Origin of the sequence: Bacillus sp. FJAT-29937 (assembly GCF_001509555.1) — a bacterium.
Classification (GTDB): domain Bacteria; phylum Bacillota; class Bacilli; order Bacillales; family Cytobacillaceae; genus Cytobacillus.
On sequence record NZ_LMAS01000006.1, the window covers coordinates 17,747 to 37,043 of the forward strand.

Genomic DNA, 19,297 nt, shown 5'->3' on the forward strand with positions numbered 1-19,297 from the left:
GGCGAATGAATACAGAACTATTTATTGAAGCGCTGGCGGCGAAGGGGATCTCCCTCTCGCCTCAGCAATTAGATCAATATGAGAAATACTTCACCTTATTAGTGGAATGGAACGAGAAAATGAATCTTACGGCAATTACAGATAAGCCAGAGGTTTATTTAAAGCATTTCTATGATTCGATCTCAGCAGCTTTTTATTTTGATTTTACAAAGCCATTACATATTTGCGATGTCGGAGCGGGAGCGGGTTTTCCAAGTCTTCCAATTAAAATCGCCTTCCCAGAGCTGCGGGTTACGATTGTCGACTCTCTTAATAAGCGGATTGGCTTTTTAGAGCATTTAACGAAGGAACTTGGCTTGGAGAACGTCCAATTAATTCATGACCGAGCGGAAACATTTGGTCAGAAAAAGGAGCACCGCGAATCATATGATGTCGTTACAGCCCGTGCAGTTGCCAGGCTTTCTGTTTTAAGCGAGCTATGTATGCCATTAGTAAAAGTCGGCGGTACATTTATTGCGATGAAGGGTGCGAGTGCTGAAGAAGAACTAGAAGTGGGGAAAAAGGCCATTTCCATCCTAGGCGGAAAACTTCATCAATCATTTTCTTTCACACTTCCACAGGAAGATAGTGAACGCAATCTATTAATTATTCATAAAGAAAAGGCTACACCAAAAAAATATCCTAGAAAACCTGGTACCCCGAATAAGACCCCAATTGAATAGGTTACACTTTTCAAAGAATTGTGGCATAATTAGTAGGGATAAGGGTACAGGTTCATGTCCCATTTAAGATATTTGGAAAAATAATAAATCCTGATTTTCAGCAGGACTTGTCAAGTTTATAGAGAATATGTAATAGGGAGTTTCGTAAAGGTGGTGCAGGGTGATGAAGCATTCTTTTTCACGCTTTTTTGGCCTAGGCGAAAAGGGAGAACAAGTTGAAATAGAAAAACAAGAAGAAATAAATGTTGAAAAGATTGGGGAATATGAGGAAATTAAGAAAATCCCCATCGATCATATTGTTCCTAACCGTTTTCAGCCAAGAACGGTATTTGATGAGGAAAGAATTGAAGAACTGTCACGAACCATTCATACTCACGGCATCATTCAGCCGATTGTTGTTCGGGAATTTGAGAATGAGCAGTTTGAAATTATTGCAGGTGAGCGCAGATGGCGTGCCATGAAGAAGCTTGGCTGGGAGGAAGTTCCCGCCATCATCAAAAATCTAAATGATACAGAAACAGCTTCTGTTGCCTTGATTGAAAACCTGCAGAGGGAAGAATTATCTCCAATTGAAGAAGCGATCGCATATGGGAAGCTATTGGAGTTGCATCATCTAACCCAGGAAGCATTAGCTCAGCGCTTAGGAAAAGGGCAATCAACCGTTGCAAATAAGCTGCGGCTATTAAAGCTGCCACAAGAAGTTCAGGATGCTTTATTATGTAAAGCGATAACGGAGCGACATGCCAGGTCACTTATTCCGCTAAAGGATCCTGAAAAGCAAGTGAAGCTGTTAGAGGAAATTATTGATAAAAACCTAAATGTGAAGCAAACGGAAGACCGGGTTGTTCGTCTTTTAGAACAAAATAACCCGAAGCCCAAACCGAAGAGAAAAGCGTTTAGCAAGGATATGAGAATTGCCGTTAATACCATCCGGCAATCCTTATCTATGGTTTCAGAGAGCGGTATAAACCTAGACTCGCATGAGGAAGAATTTGATGAATTTTATCAAATTACGATTAAAATTCCAAAAAAGAAATAATAAATATATTATATACTCATGAGGAATTAAACAGCCCATCGTTTAATTTCTCATGTTTTTTGTATGTGTATTGGTGTATAAGGTGTTAAGTTTTAATTGTTAATAGAGTACACTAGAAAACACGTACTATAAAGTGTCTATAACACTCGTTCTGCAAGTGTCCAGTAGAAAACACGCACTATGAAGTGTTTATAACGCACGTTTTGCAAGGGTCCAGTAGAAAACACGCACTATGGAGTGTTTATAACGCACATTTTGCAAGTGTCCAGTAGAAAACATGTACTATGAAGTATCCATAACGCTCAATTTTATCCTCATTTTTGATCGTAAGCTTTTCGACTTCCTCCAAGTTGAATCTCCACCTATTACTAGCTATTCCACTCATTCAGATTATCTTCAAATTGGAAGGATGCATTTTTTAATTAAAATTTATTCTCTTGTCTTTTTCATGTTAAAATAGAATACATGATTGTCTTTTTAATAGTTTGAAAGTAATTTCGAAGTCTTGAATATATCGATAGAAGTTTATTTATAGATGAAAGTAGGTGATATCGTGGGCAAAGTGCTTGCAATTGCAAACCAAAAAGGTGGAGTAGGGAAAACCACTACTTCCGTGAACCTTGGAGCCTGTTTAGCATACATAGGAAAAAAGGTTTTGCTTGTAGATATTGACCCTCAAGGGAATGCAACAAGCGGGGTAGGAATAGAGAAAGCAGATGTCGATCAATGTATTTATGATGTGTTAGTCGATGATGTAGAAGCTGCGAAGGTTATTCGCCCAACTACAGTTGAGAATTTGTATGCTATTCCTGCAACGATTCAACTAGCTGGAGCAGAAATTGAATTAGTGCCGACGATTTCAAGGGAAGTCCGTTTAAAACGCGCCTTGGAGGAAATTAAAGCTAACTTCGATTACATTATTATTGATTGTCCGCCATCTCTTGGCTTATTAACTTTAAATTCATTAACAGCATCAGATGCTGTCATTATTCCAGTTCAATGTGAATATTACGCTCTGGAAGGGCTTAGCCAGCTTTTGAACACAGTCCGCCTCGTTCAGAAGCATTTAAATCATGATTTGAAAATTGAAGGCGTGTTACTCACTATGCTGGATGCGAGAACAAATTTAGGCATTCAAGTTATTGAAGAGGTGAAGAAATATTTCCAGGATAAAGTGTATCAAACGATTATTCCTAGAAATATCCGCCTTAGTGAAGCGCCGAGTCATGGCGAACCTATTATTACTTATGATCCTAAATCCCGTGGGGCAGAGGTGTATTTAGATTTAGCAAAGGAAGTGGTTTCGAATGGCTAAAGGTTTAGGGAAGGGGCTTAATGCTTTTTTTTCCAACGTGGAGACCAAAGAGGAATCAGTTAGGGAAATCAAATTAAAAGAGCTGCGTCCTAATCCTTATCAACCTCGTAAAATATTTGAGAAGGAAGCAATTGAAGAATTAACTCAGTCGATTCTAGAGCATGGTATTTTGCAGCCAATCATCGCACGGAAAAGCTTAAAGGGCTATGAAATTGTTGTAGGGGAAAGACGGTATCGAGCGGCAAAAGCGGCGAAATTAGAAACGGTTCCGGTAGTCGTTAGAGAGTTAAATGAACAGCAGATGATGGAATTAGCCGTATTAGAAAACCTGCAGCGTGAGGATTTAACACCCATTGAAGAAGGTGCTGCCTACCAGCTTCTAATGGAAAAGTTGAAGATTACCCAAGAAGAATTAGCAAAGCGCCTTGGAAAAAGCCGGCCGCATATTGCAAACCATATTCGCCTACTCTCCTTGCCTCCAAAAATTCAAGGACTGATCTCCGAAGGGAAAATCACCATGGGCCACGGACGAGCTTTATTGGGGCTAAGAAGTAAAGAGAAGCTTATGGTGTTAGTTGAGAAAACGATTAAAGATAACTTAAATGTTCGGCAGTTAGAACAGTTAATTCAACAGCTCAATAATGTTTCACGTGAAACAAAAAAGCCTGTACCTAAAAAGGATATTTTTATTAGAGAACAGGAGTCCTTCTTACGCGAAAGATTCGGAACAACGGTTAATATTAAACAGACAAACAATAAAGGAAAAATTGAAATAGAGTTCTTATCTAAGGAAGATTTGGATCGGATTTTAGAACTGCTCGAAACAAGTAAATAATCTCTTTTAAGCCATCATAGGATGGTTTATTTTTTTGGCGTTAAGAGAATTCCACCTATCTATTAACGAAATTTTGAAAAAATGATTGTCATCTATCTCTCGTTCATGGTAGTGTATCTTTAACTTCATTCGCATGTCGAAATTTAACTAGTAAGGTGAAAAGAATGTTTCTACTTGGTACGCTCGTAAATGGAATATTAATTATTGTTGGTACCCTTTTAGGAAAAATGCTTAATAGAATCCCTGAAAATATGAAAGGGACGGTTATGCATGCCATTGGTTTGGCTGTCATGGTTTTGGGCCTTCAAATGGCTTTAAAGGGTGAGAATTTCCTAGCTGTTATTATCAGCCTCGTATTTGGGGCTGTTCTAGGTGAGTATTTTGCTTTGGAGAACAAGCTTAATGCACTTGGTGATTGGCTGGAAAGGAAAATCGGCTCAAATGGTCAGGGGAGCATTTCTCAAGGATTTGTCACGGCTACACTTATTTTTGTAATTGGTGCTATGGCCATTATTGGCGCATTGGACAGCGGGATTAGAGGCGATCATGATGTGCTTTACACGAAGTCGATTATCGATGGTTTTACTGCGTTAATTTTAACGACTACTCTTGGAATCGGCGTCCTGTTTTCGGCTATCCCTGTTATGGTTTACCAAGGACTTATTGCTCTTTTTGCTACACAGATCGATCAATTTGTTCCGCCAGTTCTGATGGATAGCTTTATTAAAGAAATGACAGCTACTGGTGGAGTCATGATTTTTGCTATTGGTTTAAATCTGGCTGGCATTATCAAAATTCGCGTGGCTAATTTACTTCCGGGAATTGCTGTAGTGGGGTTAATTGTGACGATTATTTATTTTTATCAATCATATTTCTAAAAAAGAAAAGGAGGGGAGCCATATAATATGGTCCTCTCCTTATGTTATTTGTTCTTGTTCCGCATCAAACCTTGATATGGTTTGTTCTGGCTTGTAAAGTAAGTTTGCACAATAAATCCCGTTCGCAATGGTTTTGGCCATGTTCATGACAAGATGAAGTCTTGTATTCTGCAGGACAAAGAACTCCATAAAGCCGCTTACATTGACGATTCCTGTAATATGCATATGCCCTACCTCTGGAAGCTCTTTATTTACACCAGCACCTGGCTTCACAGGGCCCTCTCCAATCTGAATGACACCTACACTTTTTAAACGCCCTAAGCATGCATCAATGCCAATGATAAAAGGATTAAAATGCCTTTTTTGGATTTCAGCCAGTTTGTCAGCCATATTTACAGCATGAATGGGATTTTCTAAAGTTCCGTACACGAAAAAGGAGGGCAATCTTTTTTCTTCAAGAAGTGTTCCAATGAGTGGACCTAATGAGTCTCCAGTTGATCGGTCAGTACCGATACAGACAAAAACAATAGGCCGGTTTATGAAACTAGTCGGCAATAATTGATTGATATGCAAAGCTAACTGATGGGCAGCATTCGGTTCATCATGCACGATTCTTTCCGGATTTGCTTTTTTTTCAAATAGCTGGGGTCTAAAATCCATTGGATCCACTCCTTTTTGTTAGGGAACTGGGAAACTATTTATGTATACAGTTTTCAGCGGCCATTCCACACACATATTTTAGGTAGTAATAGTATACGGAAAATATTAGCAATCTATACATGGTGTTTCGCATGGGGTTAAATTGTCATGTGGAGGGGTACAAAATTTAGAGAGAAATTGTTAAAATAAACTTGCTTTGTCTTTCATGATTACTGCATTATTCTAATCTATGATTGCTTGCCCTCAATAGATGCAATAAGCTTAAATAAAGTAAATTTTTTGATGCAAAAATCTAACATCTATTTAAAGAAGGTGAAGGATTGGATCATATAAGGACAATTATCAATAAAAAAATGGAAATTTTGTCAAATGAAGAAACATGGATGGCAATTGGTAATGGGGCTCTTAAAATTTTATTTATTATTATTTTGACGGGTCTTTTTATTAAAATAGGAAAAGCCATCATTTTAAAAATATTTAAACTTAGGTCGCACAGTTCGCTTATCCGAATTTCAGAGCGGCGTGAGGCTACACTAGTAAAGCTATTAGTCAATATTCTTACCTATGTGGCGTTTTTCTTTGCCTTAATGATGATTTTGGAAACGATGACCATCGATGTGAAGGCTTTATTAGCTGGTGCGGGAATTGTTGGATTGGCTATTGGGTTTGGAGCACAGAATCTTGTCCGGGATATCATCACGGGATTCTTTATTATTTTTGAGGATCAATTTTCGGTAGGGGATTATATTCAGGTGGATCAGTTTATGGGGACAGTAGAGGAAATTGGACTAAGGACAACGAAAATTAAGAGTTGGACCGGTGAAATACATATACTGCCTAACGGGAGCATTAACCAGGTAACGAACTTTTCAATCAATAATAGTGTGGCTTTTGTGGATGTTAACATCGCGTATGAAAGTGATATCAATAAAGCAGAGAAGGTTCTGCAGGAGCTGCTGGCGAAGCTGCCGGAAAAGTATGAGGATATGGTGAAGCCGCCTGAAATTCTTGGTGTGCAAACGTTAGATGTATCCAATCTCACAATCAGAGTGACGTCTGAAACATTGCCCATGAGGCATTTCTATATCGCACGGCAATTAAGGAAAGAAATTAAGCAATGCCTAGAGGAGAATGGAATTGATGTGCCGTTCCCTCGCCTTGTTATGTATTCGCGAAATGAAGAGGAGTTAAAGAAAACAAAAGATGGAATGGGGGGCTAACCGTGGAACAAAAGGAATTCAATTTAAATGATGTCGTTGAAATGAAAAAGCAGCATCCTTGTGGAACCAATCGCTGGAAAATTATCCGGATGGGAGCGGACATCCGAATTAAATGTGAAGGCTGTTCACATAGTGTATTAATCCCAAGAAGGGAATTTGCTAGAAAGATGAAGAAAATCCTTGTGAGGCATGAGGAATAAGTGAGGGCCGTTTGGCCTGGCAGCTTGCGCTTTTCTTAGTTAATCTCTATAATTGTGAAGGACTTCATATGCTGATTGTAAATGATTTTCATAGATATTTATTTAGTTGAGGAGTGACTTGGATGGCTTTAACAGCTGGTATTGTAGGGTTGCCGAATGTCGGAAAGTCGACATTATTTAATGCGATTACCCAAGCGGGAGCAGAATCGGCGAACTACCCGTTTTGTACGATTGATCCGAATGTAGGAATTGTTGAGGTTCCTGATTATCGCTTAAATAAATTAACAGAGCTTGTTCAACCGAAGAAAACCGTTCCAACAACATTTGAATTTACGGATATTGCTGGGATTGTTAAAGGGGCGAGCAAAGGTGAAGGGCTGGGAAACAAATTCCTATCCCATATCCGTGAAGTAGAGGCCATTTGCCAGGTAGTCCGCTGCTTTGCGGATGATAATATTACTCACGTTGCCGGCAAGGTTGATCCGCTTTCTGACATTGAAACGATTAATCTGGAGTTAATTTTGGCGGACCTTGAATCTGTTGAAAAGCGGATTGCCAGAGTTGGAAAAATGGCGAAACAAAAAGATAAAGAATCTATGTTTGAAATGGAGATTCTTGAGAAATTAAAAGAGGCTTTCGAAGCGGACAAGCCTGCACGAACTGTAGAATTCACTGAAGAGCAAATGAAGGTTGCTAAAGGGCTGCATCTTTTAACAATCAAGCCAGTTCTTTATGTAGCAAACGTAGGAGAAGACGATGTGTCAGACCCGGATTCTAATGAATATGTTCAACAGGTAAAAGAATTTGCCAAAAATGATAATGCGGAAGTTATTGTCATTTGCGCCAAAATTGAATCAGAAATTGCTGAGCTAGAAGGAGAAGAAAAGGAAATGTTTCTTCAAGAGCTTGGAATTGAGGAATCCGGACTGGATCAATTAATTCGCTCTGCCTATCATCTTCTTGGACTAGCTACTTATTTCACAGCTGGTGTTCAGGAAGTGCGTGCTTGGACATTCAAAAAAGGCATGAAAGCTCCACAATGTGCCGGGGTTATCCATTCTGACTTTGAAAGAGGCTTTATCCGTGCGGAAACGGTTTCCTATGATGATCTGTTAGCAGGAGGAAATATGGTTGCGGCACGTGAAGCCGGAAAGGTTCGCTTAGAAGGAAAAGAATACATTGTTCAAGACGGAGATGTGATCCACTTCCGTTTTAACGTTTAAAAGGGAACACTGCAGAGCGCTAATCTGCAGTGTTTTTTAACGCCATTTTTTAGCCTCATGAGGAGATAATGTTATGAATATACCGAATTTATAGAAAATTTTACCTTTTTTTGCTATACTTTCAAAAAGAGATCGAACATAAGGGGAGTCTTTTACATGAATATAGTAAGGGTGATTTTAAAGAATTTACTGCTTTATGCTGTTATCATTGCGGGATTATTTCTCGTTGTCTTGTTTCCAAGAAATCCGGTACTCTCTGTTAGTGGAAAGGCTTTAACGGTACAGATGGAATATCATTTCTCTTGGCAGGAGTATAAGGAAAATATTACGACATACATACAGCATATATGGGATAAAAAAAGCTTAGGGGGAACGAAGCATGAACGATTGACAGTTGAGGATGAGCTTAAGCGTTTTGTGCCCAATAGTTTAAGGCTGCTTCTTCCTGCTTTTTCTCTTAGCCTATTGATAGGAATTGGGAAGGGAATCTTTGATTATCGCAATAGATCAAATAAGAAGAGAATCATTGGCCATGGGTTCACATGGCTTTTGCAATCGATACCTGATTTCTTCCTTGTCATAAGTATTCAATGGCTCGTTATATTTACCTTTCCGACATTGCGCCTTTTTAGTCAGACGAATTGGTATGGTTTTATTGTTCCAGCTATTCTCATTTCCATTTACCCAATGATGTATATGGCTAGGATCACTTCAGATGCTTTAGCTAATGAAGAAGGCCAGTATTATATCCAAGTGGCACAGTCAAAGGGATTTCCGATGTCGAAGGTTATTAATAAACATATGTTTCGCAATGCTATGAAAACCGTTATAAATCATATGACCTCACTCATGATTCACTTATTGTCCAGTTTAATCATTGTTGAATATTTAATTGGATATGAAGGGATGGCTTATCGATTAATTACAGCCCTTGGTTTCGGCTTAGGCTTTCACATGGGAGCTTTTCGAAACTTTGAGCCGGGTATGATTATTGGAATCAGTTTATGTTTTCTGCTATTTGTCATCATTGCACAAGTACTTGGGTTTATCATGAAGAGAAGTTTACGGATACCTTAAAGGGGAGATTTATTTGCGTAACTATTATTTAATTATAGGACTAATCATGGCTAGTATATTGGCCTTTTTTACCATTTTTGGCCCTTCTCTTTCGTTTGTAGATTCGGATTTAAAGGGGGAGAGAGTGATCTTCCCAGGTCCAGGAAAAATTTCTGTAGCTCCTTTTCCTCCTTCTGACCGGTTCCCTCTTGGATCTGATCGGGAAGGGAGAGATTTATTAAGTCTATTAATCATGGGGGCAAAAGATACGTTTATTCTCATTTTTAGTATTGTGATCCTTAGGTATGTGATGGCTATTCCGTTAGGGCTTCTTGGAATGAGGAATAAAGGGGTTATTTCATGGCTTAATAAATGGTGGAATCAGCTGTTTTCCAGCTTTCCAGTCCTTTTTACAGCCGCTTTAGTTCTGACATTGCCATTTCTTCTTTTTCATGAGCATAGATACTATTGGACAATTGTCATCATTGCCTTAATTGAAGTAGGAAGAGTTAGTTTTATTATTCAGCAGGAGGCCTATGGTCTATCTCAAAAACCATTTATTGAGGCAGGGATCACGATCGGTGTCAACCCGATAAAAATGTTGGTTTCACACTATTTTCCGAACCTTTTCCCAAGCATGATCGTTAACTTTTTTATCGATGCAGGAAGGGTGGCCATCCTCATTGGGCAACTTGCCATTATCAATGTTTTTCTTACACAGGACATTGTGCAAGTTACATATGGGTATAGTGAGCTGTTCAATACAAGTATTGATTGGGCAACTCTTATTCGGGAGGCACGGAAGGATGTTATACGAGCTTTTTGGATTCCGTTCTTTCCGATGCTGGCCATTGTGATTTCCACGCTGACATTTAATATTTTGGGGGAAGGCATTAGGCAGCATTTTAATCGGCATATTCAGTAGGATAGAATATGGAGAGCCTCAGTATTAAAAAACACCCTGAGATACATAATGAAGCAGTTGCAAAGGGATAGAAATCCAAACTATGATGGTATAGGCACATAAAGCAAATATTCCTTTGTAGATGTCTAGTCCATTGCAAAAGCAGATATTTTGTGCTATACTTTCATCTTGTGAGTAATGAATAATTGCTCCTTGCCCTTATGATGGGGCCGTTTAGACCAAAAGGAGGTGTAATAGTGATGAGAAAGTACGAAATTATGTACATCATCCGCCCAAATATTGAAGATGAGGCTAAAAAAGCTCTAGTTGAGCGTTTTAACGGAATCTTAACTGATAATGGTGCGGAATTGACTGAAGCAAAGGATTGGGGTAAGCGCCGTTTAGCTTACGAAATCAATGATTTCCGCGATGGTTTCTACCAATTAATCCATGTTAATGCTGAGTCCCCAGCTGTTGACGAGTTCTCTCGTTTAGCGAAGATCAGCGAAGACATTATCCGTCATATCGTTGTTAAAAATGAGAAGTAATAGATAAATACTTTTAACTAAAATGTTTCACGTGAAACATTTGTTGGGAGAAAGGAGTTGATTCTGATGATGAACCGCGTTGTTCTTGTTGGACGTTTGACAAAGGACCCTGAATTACGATACACCCCAAATGGTGTAGCGGTTGCTTCATTCACTCTTGCTGTAAACCGTACGTTTACGAATCAACAAGGTGAAAGAGAAGCTGACTTCATCAACTGTGTTGTTTGGAGAAAAGCTGCTGAAAACGTGGCGAACTTCTTGAAAAAGGGCAGTCTTGCTGGAGTAGATGGAAGGATTCAAACTCGCAGCTTTGATGGTCAGGATGGAAAGCGTGTATATATTACAGAGGTATTGGCTGAAAGTGTTCAATTCCTTGAGCCTCGGAATAGCTCTAATAGCTCCAGAGGCGAAAATGCTAATTATGGCGCACCTAGAGAACAGGATTTCCCATTTGGAAATAACAACAATCAGAATCAACAACCGCAATACACCAGAAATAATCAAGGGTATACGAGGGTAGACAACGATCCATTTGCAAATGACGGTGGACAAATCGACATTTCAGATGACGATCTGCCATTCTAACATGATTATTTTTTGAACGATAATAAACAAACAAAAGGAGGGAAATGACCATGGCAATGGGAGGACGCAGAGGCGGACGTGCAAAACGTCGTAAAGTTTGCTTCTTTACAGCAAACGGCATCACTCACATCGATTACAAAGATGTAGATCTTCTTAAAAAGTTCATTTCTGAGCGCGGTAAAATTTTACCTCGTCGTGTAACTGGTACAAACGCTAAATACCAACGTAAATTAACAGTTGCAATCAAGCGTGCACGCCAAATGGCATTACTGCCATACGTTTCAGGTGAATAATAGATGATCAAAAGCACAACAAGGGGCAACCTGTTGTGCTTTTTTTATTACAATGATAGGCGGAATATAAACTGTTAGCCCTACAAGGAACTCTTCAGCCGCAAAATCAACACAAGTAGAAGTTAAAAGAAGCACCTGCCACTGATGTACCGGACATCGCCCTTCCTAGTTGAATATGACAAAAATACTAGCTAAAATAGAATTTATGGTGTCCCGCTAAAAAGAGGTGTAAAAATGAAAAATGTACATAAGCTGACTGAAGGGGCTGTTTTGTTAGCTACGTTTGCAGTATTAATTTTAATAACCATGTATATCCCTCTAATAGGGGTTGTCAGTAATTTGTTTTTGGCTGTGCCATTTATTCTGTTTGGTGCAAAGAATTCTCGTATGTATGCACTGGTTTTTATCGTTGCAGCCATTCTAATCTCCTTAATTGTTGGTGCACTGCTAGCGGTTCCTCTGACGTTAACTTACGGATTGACAGGGATCGTGATTGGGCAATCAATTAAAGAGGGGAAAAGCAGAATCAGTTCTTATATCAAAGCAACCCTTGTATTTCTAGCAACCATTTTAGTTCAATATGCGGTTGCCGTTGTCTTTTTCAAAATGAATTTTATTAAAGAATTTAATCGTGCAATGAAGGAATCACTTGATGAATCACGAGGTATGGTGGATGCTTTAAGCCAGGGACAAGCTGAAAAAGTAATGGAGCAAATGGAGGCATCTTTTCAATTACTTGAGACGTTAGCTCCGAGTTTATTAGTATTAATGGCTCTTTTCGGTGTGATATTAGTTGAGTTAGTCTCATTTCCAATCGTAAAACGTTTTGGAGTAAATATTGAACGCTGGAAGCCCTTCAGAGAGATTGTCTTACCAAAAAGTATTCTATGGTATTATTTATTAACGATGTTGGCCTCCTTTGCCTTAAATCCTGAACAAGGCACCTATTGGTATATGGCGTTAATGAATATAGGATTTCTGCTTCAAATGTTTATGGTCCTTCAAGGATTATCACTTATTGCGTATTTTTGCCATAAGAAGGGCATTTCAAAGGCTGTCCCTATTTTTGCGGTGGTCTTTACATTCATCATTCCAATTTTCCTTTCTATTGTAAGGATATTAGGTATAATTGACTTAGGGTTTGATTTAAGAAAAAGATTTGAAAAGAGTAAATAAATGTATGTCCAATTGGGTGAATCCATCTCCTGAATAGGACATGCTCTAAACACTGCTGTTTAGGAGCTGAAAACATGCCATCATATTTAGAAAAGCGCTCCATTCGCTATCCAATCTTTGGGTTGATGGGCATAACAGTGGTGCTTCTTATTATATTAGCGTATTATAACTGGATTTTTGGCCTAATCGGACTTCTTATTGTTGTCCTTCCTTTCTATTACCTATTTAAAATCATTTATTTGCAGAGGAAGGAAACAGAAGAATACATATCTACCTTATCTTATCGGGTAAAAAAGGTTGGCGAAGAGGCCTTAATGGAAATGCCAATTGGGATTATGCTCATTAATGATGATTATTACATTGAATGGACCAATCCTTTTTTGGCCTCATGCTTTGATGAAGATACGTTAGTAGGAAGATCGCTTTATGATGTAGCAGATTTGCTGGTCCCATTGATTAAGCAAGAAGTGGAAACAGAAGTGATTTCGCTTCAAGACCGTAAGCTTCGTGTTATTCTGAAATTGGAAGAGCGCCTGCTTTACTTTTTTGATGTAACAGAACAAACAGAAATTGAAAAAATGTATCAAGAAGAAAGAACCGTTATTTCGATTATCTTTTTAGATAATTATGATGAACTGACCCAAGGGATGGAAGATCAGGCGAGAAGCAGCATTAACAATATTGTGACCTCCATTCTGAACAAATGGGCAACAGATAATGGTGTTTTCTTAAAAAGGGTATCCTCCGATCGATTTATTGCAGTCTTTAATGAACAAATACTTCAGTACCTTGAAAAAGGGAAATTTTCAATTCTAGATGATATTAGAGAAATAACGGCAAAGAGAAACCTGCCACTAACATTAAGCATCGGAGTGGGAACGGGTGTCTCATCCTTGCCTGAATTGGGCGTTCTTGCTCAATCCAGTCTCGACTTAGCTCTCGGTCGCGGCGGAGACCAAGTGGCCATTAAGCAGACAAACGGTAAAGTTAAGTTCTACGGGGGGAAAACGAATCCTGTTGAAAAACGAACAAGGGTCCGTGCGCGTGTCATTGCCCATGCTCTGAAGGAGCTAATCACCGAAAGTGATAAGGTGATTATTATGGGGCATAAGAATCCGGATATGGACGCCATCGGAGCAGCCATTGGCATTCGAAAAATTGCCCAGATGAATCAGCGTGAGGGGTATATCGTCATTAATCCGCAAGATATTGACACCGGTATTCAAAGGCTTATGACGGAAATCAAAAAAAGCGAATCCATGTATTCGAAATTTATTACTCCGGCACAGGCTTTAGAATTGGCAACTGACAATACTCTTTTAGTGATTGTCGATACTCATAAGCCTTCTATGGTTATTGAGGAAAAGCTTGTCCAGAAAATAGATCATGTGGTTGTGATTGATCACCATCGCCGGGCAGAAGAGTTCATTCATAATCCGCTGCTTGTATATATGGAGCCTTATGCTTCTTCGACTGCTGAGCTAGTGACCGAGCTTCTTGAATACCAGCCGAAATTTGGAAAGATTGATATGCTTGAGGCAACCGCCTTATTAGCTGGAATTACGGTTGATACGAAGAGCTTTAGTCTAAGAACTGGTTCAAGAACCTTTGATGCAGCATCCTATTTGCGCTCTCAGGGAGCTGACACTGTTCTCGTGCAGAAATTCCTTAAAGAGGATGTTAATACTTATATTAAACGGGCCAAATTAATCGAAAATGTGTATTTTTATCGTGAAGGCATTGCGATTGCAAAGGGACAGCCTGATGAGGAAATTCATCAGGTGTTAATTGCACAGACGGCAGATACATTGTTGACAATGGACGGCGTTCTTGCTTCTTTTGTTATTTCGAAGCGATCTGAAAATACAGTCGGAGTAAGTGCAAGATCTCTTGGAGATATCAATGTTCAAGTCATCATGGAAAGCCTAGATGGCGGAGGGCACTTAACAAATGCGGCCACTCAGCTGACAGATCACTCTCTAGATGAAGTAGAAGAACGTTTACATGCCGCCATTGATGAATATATGGAAGGGAGAAAAAAGGAATGAAAGTTATATTTTTAAAGGATGTTAAAGGAAAAGGAAAAAAAGGGGAAGTCAAAAATGTTGCGGACGGATACGCACAAAATTTCCTGATCAAACAAGGCTTGGCTGTTGAAGCAAACCAAGCAAATATAAGCACATTAAGTGCACAGAAGAAGAAAGAGGAGAATTTAGCTGCAGAAGAGCTGGCTGAAGCCAAAAAGTTGAAGGAAACAATGGATAAAATTACATTGGAGTTTTCAACAAAAGCAGGCGAAGGCGGACGTCTATTCGGCTCCATTACGAGTAAGCAAATTGCAGAAGAATTACAGAAGGCCCACAGTATTAAAGTGGATAAGCGCAAAATTGAGCTACCGGATGCCATTCGCTCACTAGGTTATACGAAGGTTCCTGTCAAGCTTCATTCAGAAGTGACATCCACATTGAATGTCCATGTAAAAGAAGCAAACTAAATTTGGAAGTTCCATTGGCTCATAAACATGATAAAATAGAAGAGTTGAAAAAAATGTGATCGGTTCCTGCTGGTCACATTTTTTCTAAGCTTTTAGCCATTTTTAATTATTTTATTACTGTAATCGTTATTTAACTTTCATATTCCTCTGGATAATAATTAAGGAGGTTTTTATAGATGAATGAATTAGTTGCAGATCGTCTTCCACCGCAAAATATAGAAGCGGAACAGGCGGTTCTAGGGGCTATTTTCCTCGAGCCATCTTCCCTCACTTTAGCTTCTGAAATATTGATTCCTGAGGACTTTTACCGTGCGGCCCATCAAAAGATTTTCAACGTGATGTTAAAGCTAAGCGATCAGGGAAAAGCGGTTGACTTGATTACCGTGACGGAAGAGCTTGCTGCAGCAAAACTGATCGAGGATACAGGCGGAGTCAGCTATTTAAGTGAACTTGCAGGTTCTGTTCCGACAGCAGCAAATATAGAGTATTACGCAAAGATTGTGGAGGAGAAATCCCTTCTTCGCAGGTTAATTCGTACAGCAACAGGCATTGCTCAGGATGGTTATACCCGTGAGGATGAGGTTGAGGTCCTATTAGGGGAAGCGGAAAAGAATATTCTAGAAGTAGCCCAACGGAAAAATGCAGGCGCCTTTCATAATATTAAGGATGTCCTTGTTCGTACTTACGATAATATTGAAGTCATGCACAATCGGAAGGGTGACATTACAGGGCTTGAGACTGGTTTTGCAGAGCTTGATAAAATGACGGCTGGATTTCAGCGCAATGATTTGATTATTGTTGGAGCACGTCCATCCGTTGGGAAAACTGCATTTGCCTTAAATGTTGCGCAAAATGTAGCAACTAAAACAGGGGAAAATATAGCGATTTTTAGCCTGGAGATGGGTGCCGAACAGCTCGCTATGCGTATGCTCTGTGCTGAGGGAAATATTGATGCACAAAGACTGCGTACAGGTTCCTTGACGGATGAAGACTGGGGCAAGCTGACGATGGCGATGGGAAGCTTGTCGAATGCAGGGATATTTATCGATGATACACCTGGTGTGCGGATTACAGATATTCGTTCTAAATGCCGCCGTCTGAAGCAGGAGCATGGCCTTGGGATGATCTTAATTGATTACTTGCAGCTCATTCTCGGCAGCGGACGCTCTGGGGAAAACCGCCAGCAGGAAGTTTCAGAAATTTCCCGGTCATTAAAAGGATTAGCACGTGAATTACAAGTTCCTGTTATTGCTCTATCTCAGCTTTCCCGTGGAGTGGAGCAGCGTCAAGATAAGCGGCCAATGATGTCTGATATCCGTGAATCAGGGAGTATTGAGCAGGATGCGGATATCGTTGCATTCCTTTACCGTGATGATTATTATGACAAAGAATCAGAGAATAAAAATATCATAGAAATCATCATAGCGAAGCAGCGTAATGGTCCAACAGGTACTGTGTCGCTTGCCTTTGTGAAGGAGTATAATAAATTCGTAAACTTAGAGAGAAGATACGATGATCCTCCTGGTGCTTAATATTCATATTTTTATAGCGGAAGAGCCAGTTTTAATAGCTGGTTCTTTTTTATTTTGCTATTTTCATATAAATGCGAACGAAATGTGATATTTTTATGGAATAGTTCGTGTCTTGTTGACTTTTTCATAAAACGATTGCTAAGATGATGATGTTTAAAGGGGAATCAATCTTGATTGATAAATCCGGAGGTGCTGTAAAAATGTCATCAGTTGTCGTTGTTGGAACACAGTGGGGAGATGAGGGGAAAGGAAAAATTACCGATTTCTTGTCTGAAAATGCTGAAGTCATTGCCAGGTATCAAGGGGGAAACAATGCGGGTCATACAATTAAATTTAACGGAGAAACGTATAAGCTGCATTTGATTCCCTCAGGGATTTTCTATCGTGAAAAGATCAGTGTGATCGGCAATGGGATGGTAGTTGACCCTAAAGCACTTATTAAAGAGCTTGCCTACCTGCGCGAAAAAGGAGTAGCAACTGATAACCTCCGTATCAGCAACCGTGCCCATGTCATTCTGCCCTATCATCTTAAATTGGATGAAGTGGAGGAAGAGAGAAAAGGGGCGAATAAAATTGGAACAACGAAGAAGGGAATTGGCCCCGCCTATATGGATAAAGCAGCGAGGATTGGCATCCGTATTGCTGATTTATTGGATAAGGAAGTTTTTGAAGAAAAGCTTGCACGCAATCTGGAGGAAAAAAACCGTTTATTGGAACGTATTTATGAAACACAGGGTTTTACAATAGAAGAGATTTTAGATGAATATTATGAATATGGACAGCAGATCCAACATTATGTTTGTGATACATCCGTAGTGCTGAATGATGCCCTTGATGAGGGGCGCAGAGTTCTCTTTGAAGGAGCACAAGGGGTCATGCTCGATATCGACCAGGGGACCTACCCATTTGTTACCTCTTCTAACCCTGTCGCCGGGGGAGTAACAATTGGTTCAGGTGTAGGACCTTCCAAGATTAAACATGTTGTAGGTGTATGTAAAGCTTATACAACCCGAGTGGGGGATGGCCCATTTCCAACCGAACTTGATAATGAAGTTGGCCATCAAATCCGGGAAGTTGGCCGGGAATATGGAACTACAACAGGACGTCCGCGCCGTGTCGGCTGGTTTGATAGCGTCGTTGTCCGCCATGCACGCCGAGTGAGCGGGCTGACAGATCTGTCCTTGAATTCTGTAGATGTCTTAACTGGAATTGAAACTTTAAAAATTTGCGTAGCCTATCGCTATAAAGGGGAAGTGCTCGAGGAATTCCCTGCAAGCTTAAAGGTGCTGGCAGAATGTGAACCTGTTTATGAGGAACTTCCGGGCTGGAAAGAAGATATTACCGGCTGCAGAACATTAGACGAGTTGCCCGCCAATGCGCGGCATTATATTGAGCGCGTTACACAAGTAACTGGAATTCCGTTATCCATCTTCTCAGTAGGTCCTGACCGTACGCAAACGAATGTAGTGAGAAGTCCTTGGCGGCAAAACTAATCTAAAAAGAGTAAAGAGAAAAAATTTCGCAAAATTAAAGTGGAGCAAATAGGGATTAATCTAATTGCTCCATTTTCTTTTTTATTCAATTTATAATCTTCTCCAGAGTGTAGCATGTATAAATAGGAAGGTAATTTAGTATCCTTCGCGATGGGTCCCATATCCTTGATGGTACGGATAACCGTCATGACCAAAACCATGACCATAAGGATAACCGCCAAAACCTTGGTGATACCCAGGATAGCCTCCGTATCCCATGCCGTGACCAGGATATCCCCCATGGCCCATCCCATGGCCAGGATAGCCACCAAAGCCCATCCCATGTCCAGGGTAGCCGCCATAACCCATGCCATACCCAGGGTAGCCGCCGCCCATGCCCATACCATAACCGGGATAACCCCCCATGCCCATACCAGGAATCATGCCTCCAAATTGTCTATCCATATCTAATATCCCTCCTCAAATCATTACAATTGTAGTGTATGAGTCCATATTGAAAGAGGAATAGGGCATTTGCCTATTTATCAAGAAATTAAACTTACCATTCAAAGAAATATTTTTTTCGAAAAAACATTGCGCAATAATATCTCTCTATGCTATTATAAAAAGCGTCGTCATAAACGATGAAGCAACATAATATACCGAGCCATTAGCTCAGTCGGTAGAGGATTTTAAAAGATTGCACTCCGAAGCAGATCTTCCCCGAATGGGAAACTTTTAAAATCTGTGACAAAGACCGTAGGACTTTGGAACACAGTCCGACTACCATCAATATTTAGGAAACAACATATTATTCCGAGCCATTAGCTCAGTCGGTAGAGCATCTGACTTTTAATCAGAGGGTCGAAGGTTCGAGTCCTTCATGGCTCACCATTTCTTAGGCCCATTGGTCAAGCGGTTAAGACACCGCCCTTTCACGGCGGTAACACGGGTTCGAATCCCGTATGGGTCATGGCAAATGACATCCAGCAAGCGGCAGGCAAGCCCGGCCACCTTGCTGGGTGTCATTAATACATACAATACGGCTCAGTAGCTCAGTCGGTAGAGCAAAGGACTGAAAATCCTTGTGTCGGCGGTTCGATTCCGTCCTGAGCCATCACCAAATAGAGTATGAACCTGTTCAT

At 40.1% G+C, this 19,297-nt stretch carries 20 protein-coding genes and 3 tRNA genes; 21 read left to right on the forward strand and 2 right to left on the reverse strand.

What is annotated here, in order from left to right; all coding sequences use genetic code 11:
- Positions 1-5: 5 nt before the first annotated feature.
- The 5 genes from rsmG (at position 6) to AR328_RS13795 (ending at position 4,789) form a co-directional block, all read left to right on the forward strand.
- Positions 6-722, forward strand: a complete 717-nt coding sequence (rsmG, locus tag AR328_RS13775) for a 16S rRNA (guanine(527)-N(7))-methyltransferase RsmG (protein WP_066296025.1) — start codon at positions 6-8, stop codon at positions 720-722.
- Between the two features lie 163 nt (positions 723-885).
- Positions 886-1,761: a nucleoid occlusion protein gene (gene noc, locus AR328_RS13780; protein WP_066296027.1), complete on the forward strand. Its 876-nt coding sequence runs from the start codon at positions 886-888 to the stop codon at positions 1,759-1,761.
- Positions 1,762-2,314: 553 nt separating this feature from the next.
- Positions 2,315-3,076, forward strand: coding sequence for a ParA family protein (locus AR328_RS13785; RefSeq protein WP_066297271.1), 762 nt, complete (start codon positions 2,315-2,317; stop codon positions 3,074-3,076).
- Entirely contained in the window at positions 3,069-3,911 is an 843-nt protein-coding gene (locus AR328_RS13790; protein WP_066296029.1) for a ParB/RepB/Spo0J family partition protein, read from the forward strand. The genes AR328_RS13785 and AR328_RS13790 overlap by 8 nt, the downstream gene beginning before the upstream one ends.
- A 164-nt stretch (positions 3,912-4,075) precedes the next feature.
- Entirely contained in the window at positions 4,076-4,789 is a 714-nt protein-coding gene (locus tag AR328_RS13795) for a DUF554 domain-containing protein (RefSeq protein ID WP_066296031.1), read from the forward strand.
- Between the two features lie 39 nt (positions 4,790-4,828).
- Here AR328_RS13795 and yyaC read toward each other — a convergent pair whose 3' ends face one another.
- On the reverse strand, positions 4,829-5,449 hold the full coding sequence (gene yyaC, locus AR328_RS13800) for a spore protease YyaC (RefSeq protein WP_066296035.1): 621 nt from the start codon (positions 5,447-5,449) through the stop codon (positions 4,829-4,831).
- A gap of 320 nt (positions 5,450-5,769) precedes the next feature.
- On the opposite strand from yyaC, the gene AR328_RS13805 reads away from it, so the two are divergent.
- From AR328_RS13805 to AR328_RS13865, 13 genes are all read left to right on the forward strand, one after another.
- Positions 5,770-6,669 (forward strand): mechanosensitive ion channel family protein, encoded by a 900-nt coding sequence (locus AR328_RS13805; protein ID WP_442854452.1) that lies wholly within the window; start codon positions 5,770-5,772, stop codon positions 6,667-6,669.
- A gap of 2 nt (positions 6,670-6,671) precedes the next feature.
- Positions 6,672-6,869 (forward strand): DUF951 domain-containing protein, encoded by a 198-nt coding sequence (locus AR328_RS13810; RefSeq protein ID WP_066296037.1) that lies wholly within the window; start codon positions 6,672-6,674, stop codon positions 6,867-6,869.
- A gap of 122 nt (positions 6,870-6,991) precedes the next feature.
- A complete protein-coding gene (ychF, locus tag AR328_RS13815) occupies positions 6,992-8,092 on the forward strand; it encodes a redox-regulated ATPase YchF (RefSeq protein WP_066296040.1) in 1,101 nt (366 codons plus the stop codon).
- A 156-nt stretch (positions 8,093-8,248) separates the two neighbouring features.
- Positions 8,249-9,169, forward strand: coding sequence for an ABC transporter permease subunit (locus AR328_RS13820; protein WP_066296043.1), 921 nt, complete (start codon positions 8,249-8,251; stop codon positions 9,167-9,169).
- A 13-nt stretch (positions 9,170-9,182) separates the two neighbouring features.
- Positions 9,183-10,073 carry an ABC transporter permease gene (locus tag AR328_RS13825; RefSeq protein WP_066296046.1) on the forward strand — a complete coding sequence of 297 codons (891 nt, stop codon included), beginning with the start codon at positions 9,183-9,185 and terminating at the stop codon, positions 10,071-10,073.
- Between the two features lie 239 nt (positions 10,074-10,312).
- A complete protein-coding gene (gene rpsF / locus AR328_RS13830) occupies positions 10,313-10,600 on the forward strand; it encodes a 30S ribosomal protein S6 (protein WP_066296048.1) in 288 nt (95 codons plus the stop codon).
- A 66-nt stretch (positions 10,601-10,666) separates the two neighbouring features.
- A complete protein-coding gene (ssb, locus tag AR328_RS13835; RefSeq protein WP_066296052.1) occupies positions 10,667-11,185 on the forward strand; it encodes a single-stranded DNA-binding protein in 519 nt (172 codons plus the stop codon).
- A 56-nt stretch (positions 11,186-11,241) separates the two neighbouring features.
- Complete coding sequence (rpsR, locus tag AR328_RS13840) at positions 11,242-11,478, forward strand: 30S ribosomal protein S18 (RefSeq protein WP_066297275.1); 237 nt, start codon at positions 11,242-11,244, stop codon at positions 11,476-11,478.
- Between the two features lie 234 nt (positions 11,479-11,712).
- Positions 11,713-12,654 carry a YybS family protein gene (locus tag AR328_RS13845; RefSeq protein ID WP_066296054.1) on the forward strand — a complete coding sequence of 314 codons (942 nt, stop codon included), beginning with the start codon at positions 11,713-11,715 and terminating at the stop codon, positions 12,652-12,654.
- Between the two features lie 74 nt (positions 12,655-12,728).
- The gene (locus AR328_RS13850; RefSeq protein ID WP_066296056.1) at positions 12,729-14,702 is read left to right on the forward strand and encodes a DHH family phosphoesterase; all 1,974 of its coding nucleotides are present in this window, start codon (positions 12,729-12,731) and stop codon (positions 14,700-14,702) included.
- Positions 14,699-15,148: a 50S ribosomal protein L9 gene (rplI, locus tag AR328_RS13855; RefSeq protein WP_066296066.1), complete on the forward strand. Its 450-nt coding sequence runs from the start codon at positions 14,699-14,701 to the stop codon at positions 15,146-15,148. Before AR328_RS13850 ends, rplI begins: the two co-directional genes overlap by 4 nt.
- Positions 15,149-15,324: 176 nt before the next feature.
- Entirely contained in the window at positions 15,325-16,680 is a 1,356-nt protein-coding gene (dnaB, locus tag AR328_RS13860) for a replicative DNA helicase (RefSeq protein ID WP_066296068.1), read from the forward strand.
- Positions 16,681-16,880: 200 nt separating this feature from the next.
- Positions 16,881-18,173 carry an adenylosuccinate synthase gene (locus AR328_RS13865; RefSeq protein WP_066297280.1) on the forward strand — a complete coding sequence of 431 codons (1,293 nt, stop codon included), beginning with the start codon at positions 16,881-16,883 and terminating at the stop codon, positions 18,171-18,173.
- Between the two features lie 135 nt (positions 18,174-18,308).
- Here the strand turns inward: AR328_RS13865 and AR328_RS13870 are convergent, their stop codons facing one another.
- Entirely contained in the window at positions 18,309-18,584 is a 276-nt protein-coding gene (locus AR328_RS13870) for a hypothetical protein (RefSeq protein ID WP_197414466.1), read from the reverse strand.
- A 386-nt stretch (positions 18,585-18,970) separates the two neighbouring features.
- On the opposite strand from AR328_RS13870, the gene AR328_RS13875 reads away from it, so the two are divergent.
- The 3 genes from AR328_RS13875 (at position 18,971) to AR328_RS13885 (ending at position 19,269) form a co-directional block, all read left to right on the forward strand.
- Positions 18,971-19,046: transfer RNA gene (locus AR328_RS13875), tRNA-Lys, on the forward strand.
- Positions 19,047-19,053: 7 nt separating this feature from the next.
- Positions 19,054-19,125 (forward strand) — tRNA-Glu (locus AR328_RS13880).
- 71 nt (positions 19,126-19,196) lie between these two features.
- Positions 19,197-19,269, forward strand: a tRNA-Phe gene (locus tag AR328_RS13885).
- The last annotated feature ends 28 nt before the right edge of the window (positions 19,270-19,297 follow it).

Bases quoted from the DNA above. Each gene is read 5' to 3' on its own strand.
- rsmG (WP_066296025.1), top strand. From the start codon at position 6: ATGAATACAGAACTATTTATTGAAGCGCTGGCGGCGAAGGGGATCTCC.
- noc (WP_066296027.1), top strand. From the start codon at position 886: ATGAAGCATTCTTTTTCACGCTTTTTTGGCCTAGGCGAAAAGGGAGAA.
- AR328_RS13790 (WP_066296029.1), top strand. From the start codon at position 3,069: ATGGCTAAAGGTTTAGGGAAGGGGCTTAATGCTTTTTTTTCCAACGTG.
- AR328_RS13795 (WP_066296031.1), top strand. From the start codon at position 4,076: ATGTTTCTACTTGGTACGCTCGTAAATGGAATATTAATTATTGTTGGT.
- yyaC (WP_066296035.1), bottom strand. From the start codon at position 5,449: ATGGATTTTAGACCCCAGCTATTTGAAAAAAAAGCAAATCCGGAAAGA.
- ychF (WP_066296040.1), top strand. From the start codon at position 6,992: ATGGCTTTAACAGCTGGTATTGTAGGGTTGCCGAATGTCGGAAAGTCG.
- AR328_RS13820 (WP_066296043.1), top strand. From the start codon at position 8,249: ATGAATATAGTAAGGGTGATTTTAAAGAATTTACTGCTTTATGCTGTT.
- rpsF (WP_066296048.1), top strand. From the start codon at position 10,313: ATGAGAAAGTACGAAATTATGTACATCATCCGCCCAAATATTGAAGAT.
- ssb (WP_066296052.1), top strand. From the start codon at position 10,667: ATGATGAACCGCGTTGTTCTTGTTGGACGTTTGACAAAGGACCCTGAA.
- rpsR (WP_066297275.1), top strand. From the start codon at position 11,242: ATGGGAGGACGCAGAGGCGGACGTGCAAAACGTCGTAAAGTTTGCTTC.
- AR328_RS13845 (WP_066296054.1), top strand. From the start codon at position 11,713: ATGAAAAATGTACATAAGCTGACTGAAGGGGCTGTTTTGTTAGCTACG.
- AR328_RS13850 (WP_066296056.1), top strand. From the start codon at position 12,729: ATGCCATCATATTTAGAAAAGCGCTCCATTCGCTATCCAATCTTTGGG.
- rplI (WP_066296066.1), top strand. From the start codon at position 14,699: ATGAAAGTTATATTTTTAAAGGATGTTAAAGGAAAAGGAAAAAAAGGG.
- dnaB (WP_066296068.1), top strand. From the start codon at position 15,325: ATGAATGAATTAGTTGCAGATCGTCTTCCACCGCAAAATATAGAAGCG.
- AR328_RS13865 (WP_066297280.1), top strand. From the start codon at position 16,881: ATGTCATCAGTTGTCGTTGTTGGAACACAGTGGGGAGATGAGGGGAAA.
- AR328_RS13870 (WP_197414466.1), bottom strand. From the start codon at position 18,584: ATGGGCATGGGGGGTTATCCCGGTTATGGTATGGGCATGGGCGGCGGC.